Origin of the sequence: Escherichia sp. Marseille-Q3837 (genome assembly GCF_916618735.1) — a bacterium.
Taxonomy (GTDB): domain Bacteria; phylum Pseudomonadota; class Gammaproteobacteria; order Enterobacterales; family Enterobacteriaceae; genus Escherichia; species Escherichia ruysiae.
In genome coordinates this window covers 2,486,972-2,506,325 of record NZ_CAKAKC010000001.1, presented here as the reverse complement: position 1 = coordinate 2,506,325, position 19,354 = coordinate 2,486,972, and the positions used below count along the sequence as shown (strand labels likewise).

General features: G+C 49.8%; 13 protein-coding genes. 6 read left to right on the top strand and 7 right to left on the bottom strand.

What is annotated here, in order from left to right:
• The first annotated feature begins 105 nt into the window (after positions 1-105).
• Together LG381_RS11690 and eco are read left to right on the top strand one after the other, a co-directional pair.
• Entirely contained in the window at positions 106-270 is a 165-nt protein-coding gene (locus tag LG381_RS11690; protein WP_021551082.1) for a hypothetical protein, read from the top strand.
• A 132-nt stretch (positions 271-402) separates the two neighbouring features.
• Positions 403-891, top strand: coding sequence for a serine protease inhibitor ecotin (gene eco / locus LG381_RS11685; protein ID WP_032225728.1), 489 nt, complete (start codon positions 403-405; stop codon positions 889-891).
• A gap of 195 nt (positions 892-1,086) precedes the next feature.
• On the opposite strand, the gene mqo is transcribed toward eco, so the two are convergent.
• The 6 genes from mqo to ompC all read right to left on the bottom strand — a co-directional run bounded on the left by mqo (position 1,087) and on the right by ompC (position 8,731).
• Positions 1,087-2,733, bottom strand: coding sequence for a malate dehydrogenase (quinone) (gene mqo, locus LG381_RS11680; protein WP_225762441.1), 1,647 nt, complete (start codon positions 2,731-2,733; stop codon positions 1,087-1,089).
• A 217-nt stretch (positions 2,734-2,950) separates the two neighbouring features.
• Complete coding sequence (gene yojI / locus LG381_RS11675) at positions 2,951-4,594, bottom strand: microcin J25 efflux ABC transporter YojI (protein WP_225762440.1); 1,644 nt, start codon at positions 4,592-4,594, stop codon at positions 2,951-2,953.
• A 75-nt stretch (positions 4,595-4,669) separates the two neighbouring features.
• Positions 4,670-5,320, bottom strand: a complete 651-nt coding sequence (alkB, locus tag LG381_RS11670; RefSeq protein WP_225762439.1) for a DNA oxidative demethylase AlkB — start codon at positions 5,318-5,320, stop codon at positions 4,670-4,672.
• Positions 5,320-6,384: a bifunctional DNA-binding transcriptional regulator/O6-methylguanine-DNA methyltransferase Ada gene (ada, locus tag LG381_RS11665; RefSeq protein ID WP_105281378.1), complete on the bottom strand. Its 1,065-nt coding sequence runs from the start codon at positions 6,382-6,384 to the stop codon at positions 5,320-5,322. The genes alkB and ada overlap by 1 nt, the downstream gene beginning before the upstream one ends.
• A gap of 73 nt (positions 6,385-6,457) precedes the next feature.
• Positions 6,458-7,513, bottom strand: a complete 1,056-nt coding sequence (gene apbE, locus LG381_RS11660; RefSeq protein WP_225762438.1) for an FAD:protein FMN transferase ApbE — start codon at positions 7,511-7,513, stop codon at positions 6,458-6,460.
• Positions 7,514-7,624: 111 nt separating this feature from the next.
• Positions 7,625-8,731, bottom strand: a complete 1,107-nt coding sequence (ompC, locus tag LG381_RS11655; RefSeq protein WP_021551088.1) for a porin OmpC — start codon at positions 8,729-8,731, stop codon at positions 7,625-7,627.
• A 738-nt stretch (positions 8,732-9,469) separates the two neighbouring features.
• Between ompC and rcsD the strand changes: the two genes are divergently transcribed.
• Positions 9,470-12,142, top strand: a complete 2,673-nt coding sequence (rcsD, locus tag LG381_RS11650) for a phosphotransferase RcsD (protein ID WP_085460953.1) — start codon at positions 9,470-9,472, stop codon at positions 12,140-12,142.
• A 16-nt stretch (positions 12,143-12,158) separates the two neighbouring features.
• Entirely contained in the window at positions 12,159-12,809 is a 651-nt protein-coding gene (gene rcsB / locus LG381_RS11645; RefSeq protein WP_001516743.1) for a response regulator transcription factor RcsB, read from the top strand.
• Between the two features lie 147 nt (positions 12,810-12,956).
• Here rcsB and rcsC read toward each other — a convergent pair whose 3' ends face one another.
• Positions 12,957-15,806, bottom strand: a complete 2,850-nt coding sequence (rcsC, locus tag LG381_RS11640) for a two-component system sensor histidine kinase RcsC (protein ID WP_032225735.1) — start codon at positions 15,804-15,806, stop codon at positions 12,957-12,959.
• Between the two features lie 166 nt (positions 15,807-15,972).
• On the opposite strand from rcsC, the gene atoS reads away from it, so the two are divergent.
• Both atoS and atoC read left to right on the top strand, forming a co-directional pair.
• The gene (gene atoS, locus LG381_RS11635; protein WP_225762437.1) at positions 15,973-17,799 is read left to right on the top strand and encodes a two-component system sensor histidine kinase AtoS; all 1,827 of its coding nucleotides are present in this window, start codon (positions 15,973-15,975) and stop codon (positions 17,797-17,799) included.
• Positions 17,796-19,181: an acetoacetate metabolism transcriptional regulator AtoC gene (gene atoC, locus LG381_RS11630; protein WP_225762436.1), complete on the top strand. Its 1,386-nt coding sequence runs from the start codon at positions 17,796-17,798 to the stop codon at positions 19,179-19,181. The genes atoS and atoC overlap by 4 nt, the downstream gene beginning before the upstream one ends.
• Positions 19,182-19,354: the final 173 nt, after the last annotated feature.

The window sequence follows — 19,354 nt, the reverse complement described above, 5'->3', positions numbered from 1 at the left end:
GACCTTCCATCATTAACGCGCTCTGAAAACTGAGAGCGACCAAATAAACCGCATAATTAATAAGCCATTTTTATAGCCGCTAAGATATTAAAGGATGTGTCAAAGATGCATACCCCGATCGGGGTAAAACCTGTAGCAGGATCAAAAGAGTGGTGGGAAGAGTGGCAAAAACGGGCTTTTGCTCACATTTCAAATGGTTATAAACATATTTATATAGCGATTAATTCACCAGAAATATTTCTCCAGGCTTCACCATTCATCAGAATTTAACACTAAAAGGGCAGGTAAAATTGTCTGAATATTCTTTAGGTTATTCATAAAGCAAATTAATAAATCTGATGAATATGTTAACCTTCAGCGACATCATCGGTGAAAACCTATAAATGAAGAAGGAAAGCAAAAATGAAGACCATTCTACCTGCAGTATTGTTTGCCGCTTTCGCTACCACCTCCGCCTGGGCGGCAGAGAGTGTCCAGCCACTGGAGAAAGTAGCGCCTTATCCACAAGCTGAAAAAGGCATGAAGCGTCAGGTGATTCAGTTAACTCCGCAAGAAGATGAATCTACCCTGAAAGTAGAACTGTTAATCGGTCAGACGCTGGAAGTCGATTGCAATTTGCATCGTCTCGGCGGGAAGCTGGAAAGCAAAACGCTGGAAGGCTGGGGCTATGATTATTATGTCTTTGATAAAGTAAGCTCCCCGGTTTCGACGATGATGGCCTGCCCGGATGGCAAGAAAGAGAAGAAATTTGTCACCGCGTATCTGGGCGATGCTGGAATGCTGCGTTACAACAGTAAGCTGCCGATCGTGGTGTATACGCCAGACAATGTGGATGTGAAGTACCGCATTTGGAAGGCGGAAGAAAAAATTGACAACGCGGTAGTTCGCTAAACTGCTGTGAAGTGCTGCACTCCGTAGGCCGAATAAGACGGTTACGCCGCATCCGACATCTGGCGCACGAGCCGGTTGCTTGATGCGACGCTGACGCGTCTTATCAGGCCTACGCTACTGTGAAATGCGGCACCCCGTAGGTCGGATAAGGCGGTTACGCCGCATCCGACACTCAATGCCGGATGCGGCGCACCATTACAACGCAATATCCGCCACTTCTTTTTGAACGGGTTGCGGTTTCAACTGCGGTTTCGGCGTACTGTCTGCCGCCTGCGGCTTATCGTATTTCAGCCCCAGCACTTCGCTGGTGTACTGCAACTCGCGTTCTGTTGCCGCCACATCGCCGTTCAGCTTACGGCCATAAGACGGAACGATCGCTTTCAACGTGGCCTGCCATCGCGGACTGGAAACACGATCACCAAATACTTTTTCCAGCAGATTCAACATAATCGGCGCGGCAGTTGACGCCCCCGGCGATGCCCCCAGCAGCGCGGCAATGGTTCCTTGCTGGTCGCTGACCACTTCTGTACCCAGACGCAGCACGCCGCCTTTCTCGGCATCGCGTTTGATAATCTGCACACGCTGTCCTGCTTGCCACAAACGCCAGTCCTCTTTTTTCGCCTGCGGATAGTACTCTTTCAACGCTTCAAAACGATCCTCTTCACTCAACATCACCTGACTTACCAGATATTTCACCAGATCGAAATTATCCAGCCCGACGTGCATCATCGGCATCACGTTAGAGGTGGTGGTGGAACTCATCAGATCCCACAGTGAACCGTTTTTGAGGAACTTGGTTGAGAAAGTGGCAAATGGCCCAAACAGCACTACGCGTTTACCGTCCAGCACACGGGTATCGATATGCGGAACCGACATCGGTGGTGCGCCAACGGATGCTTTACCGTAAACCTTCGCCAGATGGTGATTAACCACGTCCGGGTTTTCCGAAACAAGGAACTGACCGCCCACCGGGAAACCGGCGTAGTCTTTCGCTTCCGGAATCCCCGATTCCTGTAACAGCTTCAGCGCCGCACCGCCCGCGCCGATAAAGACAAATTTGGCGCGGATGTTCTGTGCAGTGCCATTTTTCAGATCGGCAACGGTGACTGTCCAGGTGTTATCGTCATTACGCTTTAGGGCGCGGACTTCGCTGTTGAGTTGCAGCGAGAAGTTAGATTTCTTCTGCAAGGAAGCAATTAACTGGCGGGTGATCTCGCCGTAGTTCACATCGGTACCAATTTCCGTACGCGTGGCTGCCACTTTCTGTTGCGGATCGCGCCCTTCCATCACTAACGGTGCCCACTCTTTGATCTGCGCGTGATCTTCAGAGTAACGCATACCGCGAAATAGCGAGCTTTGTTGCAACGCGGCGTAACGGGCGCGTAGGAAATTGACGTTATCCTCGCCCCAGACAAAACTCATATGCGGAACGGTATTGATAAATGAACGCGGAGTACGCAGCACGCCGCGCTCGACCTGGTGCGCCCAGAACTGGCGGGAAATCTGAAATGCTTCGTTAATGGCGACTGCTTTTTCAATACTGATGCTGCCATCGGCGTTTTGCGGGGTGTAGTTCAGTTCCATCAGTGCAGAATGCCCGGTTCCGGCGTTGTTCCAGCCGTTCGAACTCTCCTGCGCGACACCCTCCAGGCGCTCCACCATGGTCATCGACCATTCAGGCTCCAGCTCGCGTAAATAGGTCCCCAACGTGGCGCTCATAATGCCGCCGCCAATCAACAGTACATCAGTTTCCTGCTCCTCGGACGCTTTCGCTTTTGCCGCCATAGAAACGGCATTAAGCCCCACGGCCATCGAGAAGAGCATGGCAGTCACTTTTTTCATCTTGTTAATGCCTTACTTTTAGTCGCTTTATTGCAGGTGAGATTTGCGCGGCATCAACGGTAACACTTAAGTAACAACATTTAAATAATGTTTATAAATTATATTCTAATTTTAGAAACATTATAATTTCGTTGATTAATTATATGGTTATTAGAAACGAAGGGATTTTTAGAATATTGACCTGGCGGCAGCGAGCCGCCAGGTCAGCGTCAAAATATTATGCCGTCCGGGCAACGGCATCACGCGAAGCAGCATCGCGCTCTTCGCCCGTCAGTTCGCTAAGTTGCCCGTTGCGCATCTCCAGCAGGCGGTCAGCGTGGATAAAGTAATGATCATCATGACTGATGGCGAAAATCGTTTTACCCATCTCCTGCATTAGCGGCAGCAGCACCTGATAAAACTCACGACGGAAGTGTGGGTCCTGATCCGCCGCCCATTCATCCAGCAGGATAATATCGCGTTCTTCTGCCAGCGTCAGCAACAGCGCCACGCGTTTTTTCTGCCCTTTTGATAACTTCAGGTTAACAATACGCCCGTTACTTAACTCCAGCTTATGAGCCATTTTCAGCTGCGCCAGCCACTTCTCAACCAGTTGCGGATTAGCAGGTTTACCCTCCGGCCCCAGCAGTTGATCGAACAGCCAGACATCGGTAAACACTGCCGAAAACAGTTTGCGATAATCTTCCGGTTTTTCGCCGCTGATGGGTTTACCATCCAGCAAAATTTCACCGCTTTGCGGCTGATACAACCCCGTCAGCAACATCGCCAGCGTCGATTTTCCGCTACCGTTGCCACCAATCAGAAACAACAGTTCGCCACGTTTAATGGTGAGGTTGAGTGGGCCAACGGAAAACGCGTTGTCCTGATAACTAAACGTCACGTTACGTAGCTCCAGCGTTTGCCAGTCAGGAAACGCCTGCGGGCGTGGAAACTCCGCTTTGAAAGGCGCGAGCGCGAATTTGTTCAGCTTGTTAAACGCCACCTGAGCCGTCAGCAGCGTCGGTAATGCGCCAACCGCAGAAAGCAGCGGCGTGCGCAGGAATAACAGCGTCAGCGAATAGGTCGCGGCAACGTTGGTATCAGCCCAACCGAGACTGTTCGCCATCCAGAACACCAGGCCGATAGCACCCAACATCATGATGTTTGACCAGTTCACAGCACTAAGATGGAAGGTGTCTGCGCGGATAATATGATGGCGATACTCTTGCGCATCAGGAATGTAGAGGTTGTTAAACACATACTCAGCGCGTTCACGGTTCAGGGTCAGCTCTTTGCGCCCTTCCAGAACGGTTTGAAAATCCGTGTACAGCTTGTCTTCGGTTTCACGCAGGGTCGCCATATGTTTGTATACCCGCGCCACCAGCACAAAACCGCCCCAGATGGTGACCGCCATCCAGATTGCCGTTACCAGCAACATTTTGCCCGACAGCATCCACAAATACGCCGCTGAACCGATAGTGAGAATGATCCCCTGCACCAGTTCCGGCAAACGAACAAAAGCAATGGTGATATTGCGCACATCGCTGGTTAACCCCGCCAGCAATGAGGCGCTACCGAGTTGTTCGATACGCTCAACGTGGGTATCCAGAATCCGCTTGATAAATTCGCTACGCAGTCGGTAAACGAAGTGGTGCCCCAGCGTAGTAAGTGCCAGTTGCGATCCCAGCGTCACTGCCATTAGCAACAGCAATAAACCCAGAAACTCCGGCAGCACCAGCAGACTGTTATCCGCCGTTTCGATAAGGCGCTGATTGATAAAAGCAATTAAGCCAATGCCTAATGCCGCACTGGCGAGGCTTAGCGCCATCACACTGATAAATGGCCAGCGATACTGCCGCCAGACAAGTACAAGAAGTTCCATGCAGAAAACCCGGACAATGAATTACAGCCCGCAGTTTAAACATCTCCGCGCTCACAGCAATAATAATTCTTATTTTTATTCTTTTTTACCTGCCTGACGGAATGTCAGATTGTAGCGGCAGTCGGCGGTGAGTGGATGAAAGCCCGCTTTGAGTGGTTGAATGCCGTGATAAAACAGCCGCGATTCACCGCCCCAAACCACCACGTCGCCATGCTCCAGCAACAGTCGTTTTAGCGGATCATTACGTTTGAGGCCACCAAATTGAAAAATCGCGGGTAAGCCCAGAGAAACAGAAACAATCGGTGCGCGCAGATCCGGTTCGTCTTTATCCTGATGTAACGACAGTTTCGCGCCAGGGGCATAGCGGTTGATCAGGCAAGCGTCAGGCTGGAAATCTGGATAGCCCGCCGCCGTAGCCGCACGTTGACATAAATTATGAAAACTCTGCGGCATGGCGGGCCACGGTTTATTTGTTTGCGGATCAATGGGCGAATAGAGATAACCCTGCCGATTGGTGGTCCAGCCCAGACGCCCGCAGTTGGTCATTGCCACCGACATGGTATATCCGCCGGGGGTAACCATCTGGCGAAACGGCGACTGGCGGGCGACGTCATTAATATCGCGGATCAGTTGTTCCGCAACGTTAAAGGCAAAGCGCCGTAAAATTGCCGCGCCAGGTGCCAGAGGTTCTTGCCACGGTTCAGCGTCAGCAAACAGATCCAACATTATTTTTCCTCGTTTTCAGCTTCACGGCGTAGCAACTGTGCTTTACGCGAAACCCCCCAGCGGTAACCGGAAAGTGTGCCATCACCACGTACCACCCGATGACAAGGTATAACGATCGCTAACTTATTGGCGGCGCAGGCACTTGCCACGGCACGTACCGCTTTCGGTTTGCCGATGGTGTTTGCCAGTTGCTGATAACTCACAGTTTCACCGCAAGGAATGGTACGCAGCGCCTGCCAGACTTGCTGTTGAAAAGCGGTGCCGCGAATATCCAGCGGCAACGTCAGCAGCGTATCGCGCTGATTGAGGCTGGCGATCACTTCGCGTAGGCGTTGCTGAAATTCCTCACCCGCCGGTTCGTCGCTGGCAGCGGGAAACATCTGCCGCAGTTCACTGATTAACGTCGCGTCATCATCACCCAGTAATATCGCGCAAATCCCCCGCTCGCTTTCTGCCACCAGGCAACGACCCAGCTCACAATCAGCCAGCGCATAACGCACAGCCAGGCTTTCGCCACCGTGACGAAACTGTTTAGCCGTCATGCCCAGCGTTTCATCGGCTTTACGGTAGTAACTGCTGCCGTCGGGGAATCCGGCATTGAGAATCGCCTGAGTCACGCTCTCCCCTTTTGCCAGAGATTCCCGTAAACGACGAGCGCGCCAGGCCTGCTGCCAGGCTTTAGGCGTCATTCCGGTCGTCGCTTTAAACAATCGATGCAAATGGAACGGACTCATCGCCACCTGGTCGGCTAAGGCTTCCAGCGTTACAGGCGTTTCCTGTTCCAGCAGTCGGCAGGCGTGGGTAATTTTATCAAGGCGATGTTGCTGGGGATTGGCTTTGTCTGGCTGACAACGTTTGCAGGGGCGAAAGCCAGCGGCAAGCGCCTCGCTGGCATCCGTATAGAAAGAAACGTTTTCCCGCAAGGCATGTCTGGCGCGGCAAGACGGACGGCAAAAGATGCCCGTGGTGCGCACGGCGAAGACAAATTCGCCGTCGGCGTTCGGGTCGCGGGCTAAGACAGATTGCCAGCGTTGATCATCAGTTAAGCGTGTGGCGTTTTTCATCATCAGCTCCCTGGTTAAGGATAGCCTTTAGTCTGCCCGGTCACCATCGCGCAAAAACCAACAATCTTGCGCTTTAATTTTTTTCGCTAATAAGGAAGCCTTTAAACTGCGGCGACATCCAGGTTTTAAAGCTATCGCCCTCTTTGGTGATCATATAGACCGCCAGCCCTTCCCGACGAACGACTTCTTTGGCTTTCTCCGGCCCAAGCACCATCAAACCTGTATCCCAGGCATCGGCTTCCAGCGCCGTCGGGGCAATCACCGTCACGGAGACCAGATTGTGTTCAATGGGACGCCCGGTTTGCGGATCGATAACATGGGAAAGGCGTTTGCCGTCCAGTTCGTAATAGTTGCGATAGCTGCCGGAGGTGCTAATCCCGTGACCGTTGATATCCACCACGGCCTGAACCGCGTTTTCTTTATCGGTCGGTTTTTGGATCGCCACTCGCCACGGCTGCTCTTCGCCGTTCATGCCACGGCTGTTCAGCGCGCCCCCCACCGACACCAGATAGCGGGAAATACCTTCCTGCTCCATTAAGCGTGCCAGATGATCTGCCGCATAACCTTCGCCGACGGTGGAGAGATCGACATATAAATCCGGCAGATCTTTTTGCAGATATTGCTGATGCGACTGATTAATGACCGTCAGGTGCTGCAAACCTGTTTTGGCTTTCATCGCGTCGATCTGTTCCTGGTTCGGGATTTGTACCGGCTGTTGTTCCGGGCCAAAGCCCCACAGATTCACCAGCGGCCCGACAGTAATATCCATCGCGCCATCGGTTTTGGCGCCAATGCGCAGCGAGGTGGTGATGATATCGGCCATCGCTTCACTTACCGGCCACGGTGACAAACTTTTCGAATCGTTAAAGCGCATCAGCGCGGAGTCTTTTTTATAGGTCGAAAGCAGCTGATCGTCGGCGTTCAGCTGGGTCTGAATCTTCTCTTTAAGTTCAGCACTGCGTTTGGCGTCAATGCCAGGGATGCTGGCACGCCAGAAGGTTCCCATCGTTTTGCCTTCAAGAACGGTAACTTCAGTAGCGTGGGGTTTGGCGGGTTGTGTTTTTTGATCGCAACCAACAAAGAAGAGCGCGGCAGCCAGCAATGCCATGCGGGTAAAGCTTATTTCCATACGTGATTATCCTCATGCGAACGGTCGCAAGAGTACACCAAAAAACTGCGTTTGTACGCTGAAAACAATGAAAAAAGGGCCCGCAGGCCCTTTGTTCGATATAAATCGAGATTAGAACTGGTAAACCAGACCCAGAGCTACGATGTCATCAGTGTTGATGCCAGCAGCGCGGGTGAACTGGTTGTCGTCCAGCAGGTTGATTTTGTAGTCAACGTAGGTGGACATGTTTTTGTTGAAGTAGTAGGTAGCACCAACATCAACATATTTCAGGATATCTTCGTCGTCGTAGTTACGACCAGCAACGACACCCAGGTTTTTACCTTTAGACTGCAGGTATGCTACAGACGGACGCAGACCGAAGTCGAACTGGTACTGAGCAACAGCTTCGAAGTTCTGTGCTTTGTTCGCCCAACCCAGGGAACCTACGCGAGTTGCGTTGTAGGTCTGGGTGTACTGAGCAGCCAGGTAGATGTTGTTAGCGTCGTATTTCAGACCACCGGTGTAGGTTTCAGCACGGTCGCCGTTACCGATGTAAGCAGCGGTGTTCTGAGCATCAGTACGTTTGGAGCTGGAAACTGCAGCACCGATACCGAAGCCTTCGTAATCATAAGTGATAGAACCGCCAACGCCGTCGCCGTTCTGACGCAGAGCACCACGACCGTTGTTGGTCATGCCTTCGCCGCTTACGCTGCCGTTTTTACCCTGGTACTGAACAGCAAAGTTCAGACCATCAACCAGACCGAAGAAGTCGGTGTTACGGTAGGTCGCGAAGCCGTTACCACGCTGCTGCATGAAGTTGTCAGAACCGTAAGTGTCGCCACCGAATTCTGGCAGTACGTCGGTCCAGGAAGTTACGTCGTAAACAACGCCGTAGTTACGACCGTAGTCGAAAGAACCAACGTCCTGGAATTTCAGACCAGCGAATGCTACACGGGTCCAGGAGTTTTCTTTGTTGTCTTCAGAGGTATTGCCCTGGATCTGATATTCCCACTGGCCGTAACCGGTCAGCTGGTCAGTAACCTGAGTTTCGCCTTTGAAACCAAGACGTACATAGGTCTGGTCGCCGTCTTCTGACTTGTTGTCAGAGAAATAGTGCAGGCCGTCTACTTTACCGTACAGATCTAATTTGTTGCCGTCTTTGTTGTAAACTTCAGCAGCGTTTGCTGCGCCTGCTACCAGCAGAGCTGGGACCAGGAGGGACAGTACTTTAACTTTCATGTTATTAACCCTCTGTTATATGCCTTTATTTGCTTTTTTATGCCACTGCATACTGATTAACCCTCATTAATCAGTCGGCAAGTCCATTCTCCCCAAAAATGCAGAATAATCCAACACGAATATGATACTAAAACTTTTAAGATGTTTCATTTGTCGCTATAGATGTTTCAAAATGTAAATATGATGGAACTTTTTAAGATTCTTGATGATTGGCGAAATAAGCACCTAACATCAAGCAATAATAATTCAAGGTTAAAATCAATAACTTATTCTTAAGTACTTGATAGCACTGAATGCCAAAACAAAATCTTCACTCGCAACTAAAATATGTCTCGCTATCATCATTAACTTTATTTATTACCGTCATTCATTTCTGAATGTCTGTTTACCCCTATTTCAACCGGATGCCTCGCATCCGGTTTTTTTTACCCTTCTTTACACAACTTTTATTTTTTTTGTACTACCGCTGGAAAATTATAACGCTTGTTAATAATTCACAAAAAATTAACAAGATATAATTCCCGCCATCTTTTCTTTATCCGTAATTAATTTCGCTCTTCTTTTTTGCAGATTATTTGTACAGCAGAATGCGGTGTGTACATCTATTTCTCATCTGGCAGAACGAGACATATCGTTGAGGAAGAGAGAATCATCTATCGGGTAATAGTCTGGAATTTCGCACTGTACCCTTTATACTGCCCTATCACTTCGCGAAGTTTTAACAGGTCATAAACACGAATGCGTCAGAAAGAGACAACGGCCACGACCCGCTTTTCACTCCTACCGGGGAGCATTACCCGCTTCTTTTTACTGTTGATCATTGTGTTGCTGGTGATGATGGGTGTAATGGTACAAAGCGCAGTCAACGCCTGGCTGAAAGATAAAAGCTACCAGATTGTCGACATTACTCATGCTATACAAAAGCGCGTCGATACCTGGCGTTACGTGACCTGGCAGATCTACGACAACATCGCTGCAACGACTTCACCTTCCACCAGTGAAAGTTTGCAAGAGACGCGTCTGAAACAGGATGTCTACTATCTGGAAAAACCGCGTCGCAAAACAGAAGCCCTGATCTTTGGTTCTCACGACAACTCAACGCTTGAGATGACCCAACGAATGTCTACTTATCTGGACACATTATGGGGCGCAGAAAATGTACCGTGGTCGATGTATTATCTGAACGGTCAGGATAACAGCCTGATTCTTATCTCGACCCTGCCGTTAAAAGATCTCACCTCCGGATTTAAAGAATCGACTGTCAGTGACATTGTTGATTCTCGTCGCGCGGAGATGCTGCAGCAGGCTAATGCCCTGGATGAACGTGAAAGTTTTTCTAACCTGCGCCGTCTTGCCTGGCAGAACGGTCATTATTTTACCTTGCGTACAACCTTTAACCAGCCGGGACATCTGGCAACAGTGGTTGCATTTGATCTGCCTATTAATGATTTAATCCCGCCAGGGATGCCGCTGGATAGCTTCCGTCTTGAACCAGAAGCAGGTACTGCGGGTAACAATAATAATGAGAAAGAAGCAACGGATAGCGTCAGCATTAACTTTAATAGTTCGAAGATTGAAATCTCTTCGGCGCTCAACTCCACCGATATGCGGCTGGTCTGGCAGGTTCCTTACGGCACTTTGCTGCTGGATACATTGCAAAACATTCTGCTGCCACTGCTGCTGAATATCGGTTTGCTGGCACTGGCGCTTTTTGGTTACACCACCTTTCGCCATTTCTCCGGGCGCAGCACAGAAAGCGTTCCCAGCACCGCAGTGAATAACGAACTGCGTATTTTGCGAGCAATAAATGAAGAGATTGTGTCACTGCTGCCACTCGGTCTGCTGGTTCACGATCAGGAATCGAATCGCACAGTTATCAGCAATAAGATTGCCGACCATCTGCTGCCGCATTTGAATCTGCAAAACATCACCACCATGGCAGAACAGCATCAGGGGATTATTCAGGCGACCGTCAATAACGAGCTGTATGAAATTCGCATGTTCCGCAGCCAGATAGCGCCGCGTACGCAAATCTTCATCATTCGCGATCAGGATCGCGAGGTGCTGGTGAACAAGAAACTCAAGCAGGCGCAGCGCCTGTATGAGAAAAACCAGCAGGGCCGGATGGCCTTTATGCAAAACATTGGCGATGCGCTGAAAGAACCCGCACGGTCACTGGCGGAGAGTGCGGCTAAACTCAACTCCCCGGAAAGCAAACAACTGGCAAATCAGGCTGATGTGCTGGTGCGCCTGGTCGATGAAATTCAGCTAGCGAATATTCTTGCGGACGATAGCTGGAAGAGCGAGACCGAGCTTTTCTCCGTACAGGATTTAATCGATGAAGTAGTGCCCGCAGTGCTACCAGCAATGAAACGCAAAGGCCTGCAACTGCTGATTAACAATCATCTGAAAGCACACGATATGCGCCGTGGCGATCGCGATGCTTTACGCCGTATTTTGCTGCTGTTGATGCAATATGCCGTCACCTCAACGCAACTGGGGAAAATTACCCTTGAGGTTGATCAGGATGAATCCTCTGACGAACGTCTGACTTTCCGCATTCTTGACACCGGAGATGGTGTAAGTATTCATGAAATGGATAATTTGCACTTCCCGTTCATCAACCAGACCCAAAGCGATCGCTATGGCAAGGCGAACCCGCTGGCATTCTGGTTAAGTGATCAACTAGCGCGAAAACTGGGCGGTCATTTAAATATTAAAACGCGGGACGGGCTTGGCACACGATACTCCGTGCATATAAAAATGCTCCCTGCTACCCCGGACGTTGAAGAGGAAGAAGAACGTTTACTGGATGATGTCACCGTGATGGTGGATGTAACTTCCACAGAAATTCGGAATATTGTCACTCGCCAGTTAGAAAATTGGGGTGCAACCTGTATCACACCCGATGAAAGATTAATTAGTCAGGATTATGATATCTTTTTAACGGATAATCCGTCTAATCTTACTGCCTCTGGCTTGCTTTTAAGCGATGATGAGTCTGGCGTACGGGAAATTGGGCCTGGTCAATTGTGCGTCAACTTCAATATGAGCAATGCTATGCAGGAAGCGGTCTTACAATTAATTGAAGTGCAACTGGCGCAGGAAGAGGTGACAGAATCGCCTATGGGTGGAGATGAAAATGCACAACTCCATGCCAGCGGCTATTATGCGCTCTTTGTAGACACAGTACCGGATGATGTTAAGAGGCTGTATACTGAAGCAGCAACCAGTGACTTTGCTGCATTAGCCCAAACGGCTCATCGTCTTAAAGGCGTGTTTGCCATGCTAAATCTGGTACCCGGCAAGCAGTTATGTGAAACGCTGGAACATCTTATTCGCGAGAAGGATGTCCCAGGAACAGAAAAATACATCAGCGACATTGACAGCTATGTCAAGAGCTTGCTGTAGCAAGGTAGCCTATTACATGAACAATATGAACGTAATTATTGCCGATGACCATCCGATAGTACTGTTCGGTATTCGCAAATCACTTGAGCAAATTGAGTGGGTGAATGTTGTCGGCGAATTTGAAGATTCCACAGCACTGATCAACAACCTGCCGAAACTGGATGCGCACGTGTTGATTACCGATCTCTCCATGCCTGGAGATAAATACGGTGACGGGATCACCTTGATCAAATACATCAAGCGTCATTTCCCTAGCCTGTCGATCATTGTTCTGACCATGAACAACAACCCGGCAATTCTTAGCGCGGTACTGGATCTGGATATCGAAGGAATCGTCCTGAAGCAAGGCGCGCCTACTGATCTGCCAAAAGCACTCGCCGCGCTGCAAAAAGGCAAGAAATTTACTCCGGAAAGCGTATCTCGTCTGCTGGAGAAAATCAGCGCCAGTGGTTACGGCGACAAGCGTCTCTCACCTAAAGAGAGTGAAGTACTGCGCCTGTTTGCAGAAGGTTTTCTGGTTACAGAGATTGCTAAAAAGCTCAACCGTAGCATCAAAACCATCAGCAGCCAGAAGAAATCCGCGATGATGAAGTTGGGTGTCGAGAACGATATCGCCCTGCTGAACTATCTCTCTTCTGTGACCTTAAGCCCAGCAGATAAAGAGTAATCTCCCGACAGGCCAGATAAGCACCGACCGCCGGATGCGGCGTGAACGCCTTATCCGGCCTACAAATCCCAATATTTCAATACACTGCACAAACATAGGCCTGATAAGACGCGCCAGCGTCGCATCAGGCTTTTGCTCCGACCGCTCCTACGATTTCCGCGCTTTCCTGACCCTCTCGGCATACATCGTCAGCGTCTGTTTTATGACATCCAGCGTCACGGGCTTCGACAGACAGCTATCCATCCCGGACTCCAGACACCGCTGCTTCTCTTCAGCCAACGCATTGGCAGTCACCCCGATTACCGGCAACGTTAGCCCTAACTGACGAATACGTTGCGTTAACCGGTAACCGTCCATATTCGGCATGTTGACGTCGCTAAGCACGATATCGATATGATTCTTGCTTAGTACATTAAGCGCATCGACGCCATCATTTGCCGTTTTACACTGATAACCCAACGATCCGAGCTGATCGGCTAGTAAGCGACGGTTAATCGGATGATCGTCAACCACCAGAATCATCATGTCGTCATTGCTGGTGGAATCTTTGTCCATCAATGGCAGAACGTTGGCAGGATCATCATTTTCAATTTCTATCCGATAGATACGCGCCAGTAGCACAGGCAGTTCATGCGACGAGGCGACGCTATGCACCCACTCACCGGGCGCTTTCTCCAGCGGAATACCAATATGCCGACGGCAGAACGTCACCACCGCTCTACCCTGCCATTTTTCGCTCAGCGCCTCATCCGTAATCAACACATCCTCTGGTGAGGGTTCCTGACCTTCGTATGTTGTAACGATTACACCACTGCGCTGCAAACTGGTTTCGATAAACTGGCATAGTGACGCATTACGTACCGCCAACCAGCAGCGTTTACCCGTTAATCCTTCGACACCTTTTTTATGTGGATATTGCGCACCATACAGCGGAATACGCACCGTAAACTGGCTTCCCATGCCTGGTTCAGACTCCACCGAGATGTCACCGTCCATCATGCTGATCAATTTTTCACAAATCGCCAGCCCCAGACCGGTTCCCTGGAAGTTACGCTGTACGCCCGTCCCTACCTGGAAGAAGGGATCAAAAAGCCGCACCACTTCTTTCGCCGGAATACCCACGCCAGTATCGCGAACACGAATAGAAAGATAATCACCATCAGCACGGACATGCAGAACAATGCAGCCGGTATCGGTAAATTTAATGGCGTTACTCAACAGATTGGAGATAACCTGCTGTAAACGCATCGGATCGCCGTTTAAAGCTACCGGCACATCCGGTTCAATAAAGCAGTACAAACCAAGCTGCTTTCGCACCACCAGCGGCAAATAGTTGGCGGTGATATGGTTCATCACTTCACGCGGTGAAAACTCACGTGGCTCTATCTTTAACTGTTCCGATTCAATCTTCGAGAAATCGAGAATGTCGCTGATAATTTTCAACAGCAGGCTGGAAGAGTTATTCATTGCCGTCACCAGACGGTCAACGCCTTTCGGCAACTCTTTGGTTTGCAACAGATCCAGGTTACCGATAATGCCATACAGCGGCGTTCGCAACTCGTGGCTGACGGTAGCAAGGAACATCGATTTCGACTGACTCGCCTGTTCTGCTGCCTGCGCCATCTCTTGCAACGACTCTTCCATCTTCACGCGCGAAGAAACATCGACCAGTACGCAAATCGCCACGTTTTCATTACGATAGCGAGAATGAACAAAGCTGATTTGCAGATTAGTATTGTTGCTGGTCAGGACATCGACAAAATTGACCTGCTGCCCGCAGATAATTTGCGTCAGCCGCTGGCGATCCTCATGCGTAAGCATGTTGAGATAGGTATGCGCCAGTTCGTTACTCAAAATATTGACGCCATCAGCGGTGCGCAAAATACAGATCCCCACCGGTGCGGAGGCGACAATCTTACGATTAAACTGCTCGTGTTCTTCCAGACGCTGGGCGTCACTTTCTGCCGGAATGAAAATACGCCGCTCGTACATCCGCGCGAGGGTGAAAAGCGCCGCACCAGCAATCACATTCAGCAAAATAGCGTTAAGTATCAGCATACGAATGCGTTCCAGCACCTGATCTACGGGCACCGAGTAAACAATACTTAACGATGATGGCGGCAGATTTTTCTTCAGCACCAGCTCATGGAAGCCTGGTGTATAACCAAACCAGGAACGTTCCTGCATCCAACGCGGTTCAGCCTCGATTTTGCTTTCTGGTCCGGTCAACGAAATCAGGGTATGACCATTCTCATCAAGGATAGTAACCCCCATCGGTAATGTACCTGGTAAGAAGAAGTTCTCCATCCGAATGGTTTGTTCAACGCCCAGCAAGGCCTGCAAACGGTTCGCCAGATACACCGGCGTCAGCGCGTAAAAATATCCAACGCCAGGACGCGGGCCTTCGCTGATCCAATAAAGGTTGCTGCCGCTGTCATCCTGCGGAGCATTACGATACTTATTGATGCGCTCATGCAGAGCTTTCAGGGCGGTGTCGCGTTCAACCGGCATATCACGCAGGCCAAAGTTTGCCATGCAGAGGTTATCGCTGCCGATCAAAAATACGCGGTTGAGATCGTAAGCCGCAGAAAAATTATCGCGCCAGTAGCGCATAAACCACGCCAGTGACTCCAGAGAGCCACGCCAGGTGTTACTCATCGCGGAACAGTCGGAATCGGCAAACAATGGTTCGAACACCGGCACATCCGCTTGCGTTTCTCGCCCACGCGGGGAAAGCACGCCGTTTTCTACAGATAAGCGATTTTCAGCAATGTACTTCAGCTCTTTCATCACGTCAGAAGTGCGCTGAATAAACCGCTGAGCCTGATCGGAACTCAGGTTAAATTCCTGACGAATCTCTGATTCTCGCTGATGCAGGGCATTGACGATATAAAACACTGATGAAAAAGCAATCAGCAACCAGAGCAATAACGCCAATGCTCTGAACATATAGCGCGAGACTTTCAGGGTTGTGCGAAAAGAAGCAAGGTATTTCAAAGGGGCGAAGCTCCGCCTCAGGTGACCGATGGAGTGTGGTTAAGGTAGCGGTAAAAGCGTGCCACCGCAATGTTCTCTCTTCTCGGTAATATGATACACCGCCGAGAAATCATCACCTTAACCCCCGATAATCGTCATATATCGGACAAGATTGATGGATTTCAGCATGCATTATATGAAGTGGATTTATCCACGCCGCTTACGCAATCAAATGATCCTGATGGCAATCCTGATGGTCATTGTCCCAACGCTTACTATTGGTTATATCGTAGAAACGGAAGGACGTTCAGCAGTCTTATCTGAAAAAGAGAAAAAACTTTCTGCCGTGGTCAACCTGCTTAATCAGGCGCTAGGCGATCGCTACGATCTCTACATCGACTTACCGCGTGAAGAGCGTATCCGCGCATTGAATGCAGAGCTTGCCCCCATTACCGAAAATATTACTCGCGCCTTTCCTGGCATAGGCGCTGGTTATTATAACAAGACGCTGGATGCGATAATCACCTACGCGCCTTCATCGCTATATCAGAATAATGTGGGCGTGACTATTGCTGCGGATCACCCTGGTCGCGAAGTTATGCGTACAAATACCCCTTTGGTTTATTCAGGCAGGCAGGTGCGCGGCGATATTTTGAATTCAATGATCCCCATTGAACGTAATGGTGAAGTCCTCGGTTATATCTGGGCCAATGAATTAACCGAAGATATTCGCCGCCAGGCCTGGAAAATGGATGTGAGGATTATCATTGTACTCACCGCCGGTTTGCTGATAAGCCTGTTGTTGATTGTGCTTTTCTCCCGTCGCCTGAGCGCCAATATAGATATCATCACCGATGGCCTCTCGACTCTGGCGCAAAATATTCCCACTCGATTACCACAATTGCCCGGTGAAATGGGGCAAATCAGTCAGAGTGTTAACAACCTCGCCCAGGCACTGCGTGAAACGCGGACACTTAACGATCTGATTATTGAAAACGCTGCCGATGGCGTCATTGCCATCGACCGCCAGGGTGATGTAACCACCATGAACCCAGCAGCAGAAGTCATCACTGGCTATCAACGTCATGAACTGGTAGGGCAGCCTTACTCCATGTTGTTCGACAATACTCAGTTCTACAGTCCAGTTCTGGATACGCTGGAACATGGCACCGAACACGTGGCGCTGGAGATCAGTTTTCCAGGCCGTGACCGCACCATTGAAATCAGTGTCACTACCAGTCGTATTCATAACACGCATGGTGAAATGATAGGTGCTTTGGTGATTTTCTCTGATTTAACTGCCCGCAAAGAAACCCAACGCCGCATGGCGCAAGCTGAACGCCTCGCCACACTGGGTGAGCTGATGGCTGGCGTGGCGCATGAAGTCCGTAATCCGCTGACGGCTATTCGTGGTTATGTACAGATCTTGCGCCAACAAACCACTGACCAAATACATCAGGAATATCTTTCTGTAGTACTCAAAGAAATCGACTCAATTAACAAAGTCATTCAGCAATTGCTCGATTTTTCACGCCCACGCCACAGTCAATGGCAACAAGTCAGCCTCAATGCATTGGTTGAAGAAACTCTGGTACTGGTGCAAACCGCCGGCGTACAAGCGCGAGTCGACTTCATAAGCGAACTGGACAATGAATTAAGCCTGATTAGTGCCGATCGCGAACTGCTCAAACAGGTACTCCTGAATATCCTGATCAATGCCGTCCAGGCTATCAGTGCACGAGGGAAAATTCGCATTCGAACCTGGCAGTACAGCGACTCACAACAGGCCATTTCGATAGAAGACAACGGCTGTGGCATTGATCTCTCGCTGCAAAAAAAGATCTTCGATCCCTTTTTCACCACCAAAGCCTCAGGAACCGGACTTGGTCTGGCGTTAAGTCAACGCATCATTAATGCCCATCAGGGGGATATTCGCGTCACCAGTTTGCCGGGCTACGGCGCAACCTTCACCCTTATTTTACCGATCAACCCGCAGGGAAATCAGACTGTATGACCGCTATTAATCGCATCCTTATTGTTGATGATGAAGATAATGTTCGCCGTATGCTGAGCACCGCTTTTGCACTACAAGGATACGAAACACATTGTGCGAACAACGGACGCACCGCATTACACCTGTTTGCCGATATTCACCCCGACGTGGTGTTGATGGATATCCGTATGCCTGAGATGGACGGCATCAAGGCACTAAAGGAGATGCGCGGCCATGAGACCCGGACACCCGTTATTCTGATGACGGCCTATGCTGAAGTGGAAACCGCCGTCGAAGCACTACGCTGCGGTGCTTTCGACTATGTTATCAAACCGTTTGATCTCGATGAGTTGAATTTAATCGTTCAGCGCGCTTTACAACTCCAGTCAATGAAAAAAGAGATCCGCCATCTGCACCAGGCACTGAGCACCAGTTGGCAATGGGGGCACATTCTCACCAACAGCCCGGCGATGATGGACATCTGCAAAGACACCGCCAAAATAGCCCTTTCTCAGGCCAGCGTCTTGATTAGCGGTGAAAGCGGCACCGGGAAAGAATTGATTGCCAGAGCGATTCACTACAATTCGCGGCGGGCAAAGGGGCCGTTTATTAAAGTCAACTGCGCGGCGCTGCCGGAATCGTTGCTCGAAAGTGAACTGTTTGGTCACGAAAAAGGTGCATTTACTGGTGCACAAACCTTGCGTCAGGGATTATTTGAACGCGCCAATGAGGGGACTCTGCTCCTCGATGAAATTGGCGAAATGCCGCTGGTACTGCAAGCCAAATTACTACGCATTCTGCAGGAACGGGAATTTGAACGGATTGGCGGCCATCAGACCATAAAAGTTGATATCCGCATCATTGCCGCCACCAACCGCGACTTGCAGGCGATGGTAAAAGAAGGCACCTTCCGTGAAGATCTCTTTTATCGCCTTAACGTTATTCATTTAATACTGCCGCCTCTGCGCGATCGTCGGGAAGATATTTCCCTGTTAGCTAATCACTTTTTGCAAAAATTCAGTAGTGAGAATCAGCGCGATATTATCGACATCGATCCGATGGCAATGTCACTGCTTACCGCCTGGTCATGGCCGGGAAATATTCGAGAGCTTTCCAACGTCATTGAACGCGCCGTCGTAATGAACTCAGGTCCGATCATTTTTTCTGAGGATCTTCCGCCACAGATTCGTCAGCCAGTCTGTAATGCTGGTGAGGCAAAAACAGCCCCTGTCGGTGAGCGTAATTTAAAAGAGGAAATTAAACGCGTCGAAAAACGCATCATTATGGAAGTGCTGGAACAACAGGACGGAAACCGAACCCGCACCGCTTTGATGCTGGGCATCAGTCGCCGTGCATTGATGTATAAACTCCAGGAATACGGTATCGATCCGGCGGATGTATAACACCAAAACTTGCTATGCAGAAATTTGCACAGTGCGCAAATTTCTGCATAGCCAATCATCCTCCTTCTTAATCCCCACCTTATTTATCCTTTTATATTCAATCAGTTAAAAACAACATCAAATATTCTCATTCTGGCACTCCCCTTGCTATTCCCTGACTGTACCCACAACGG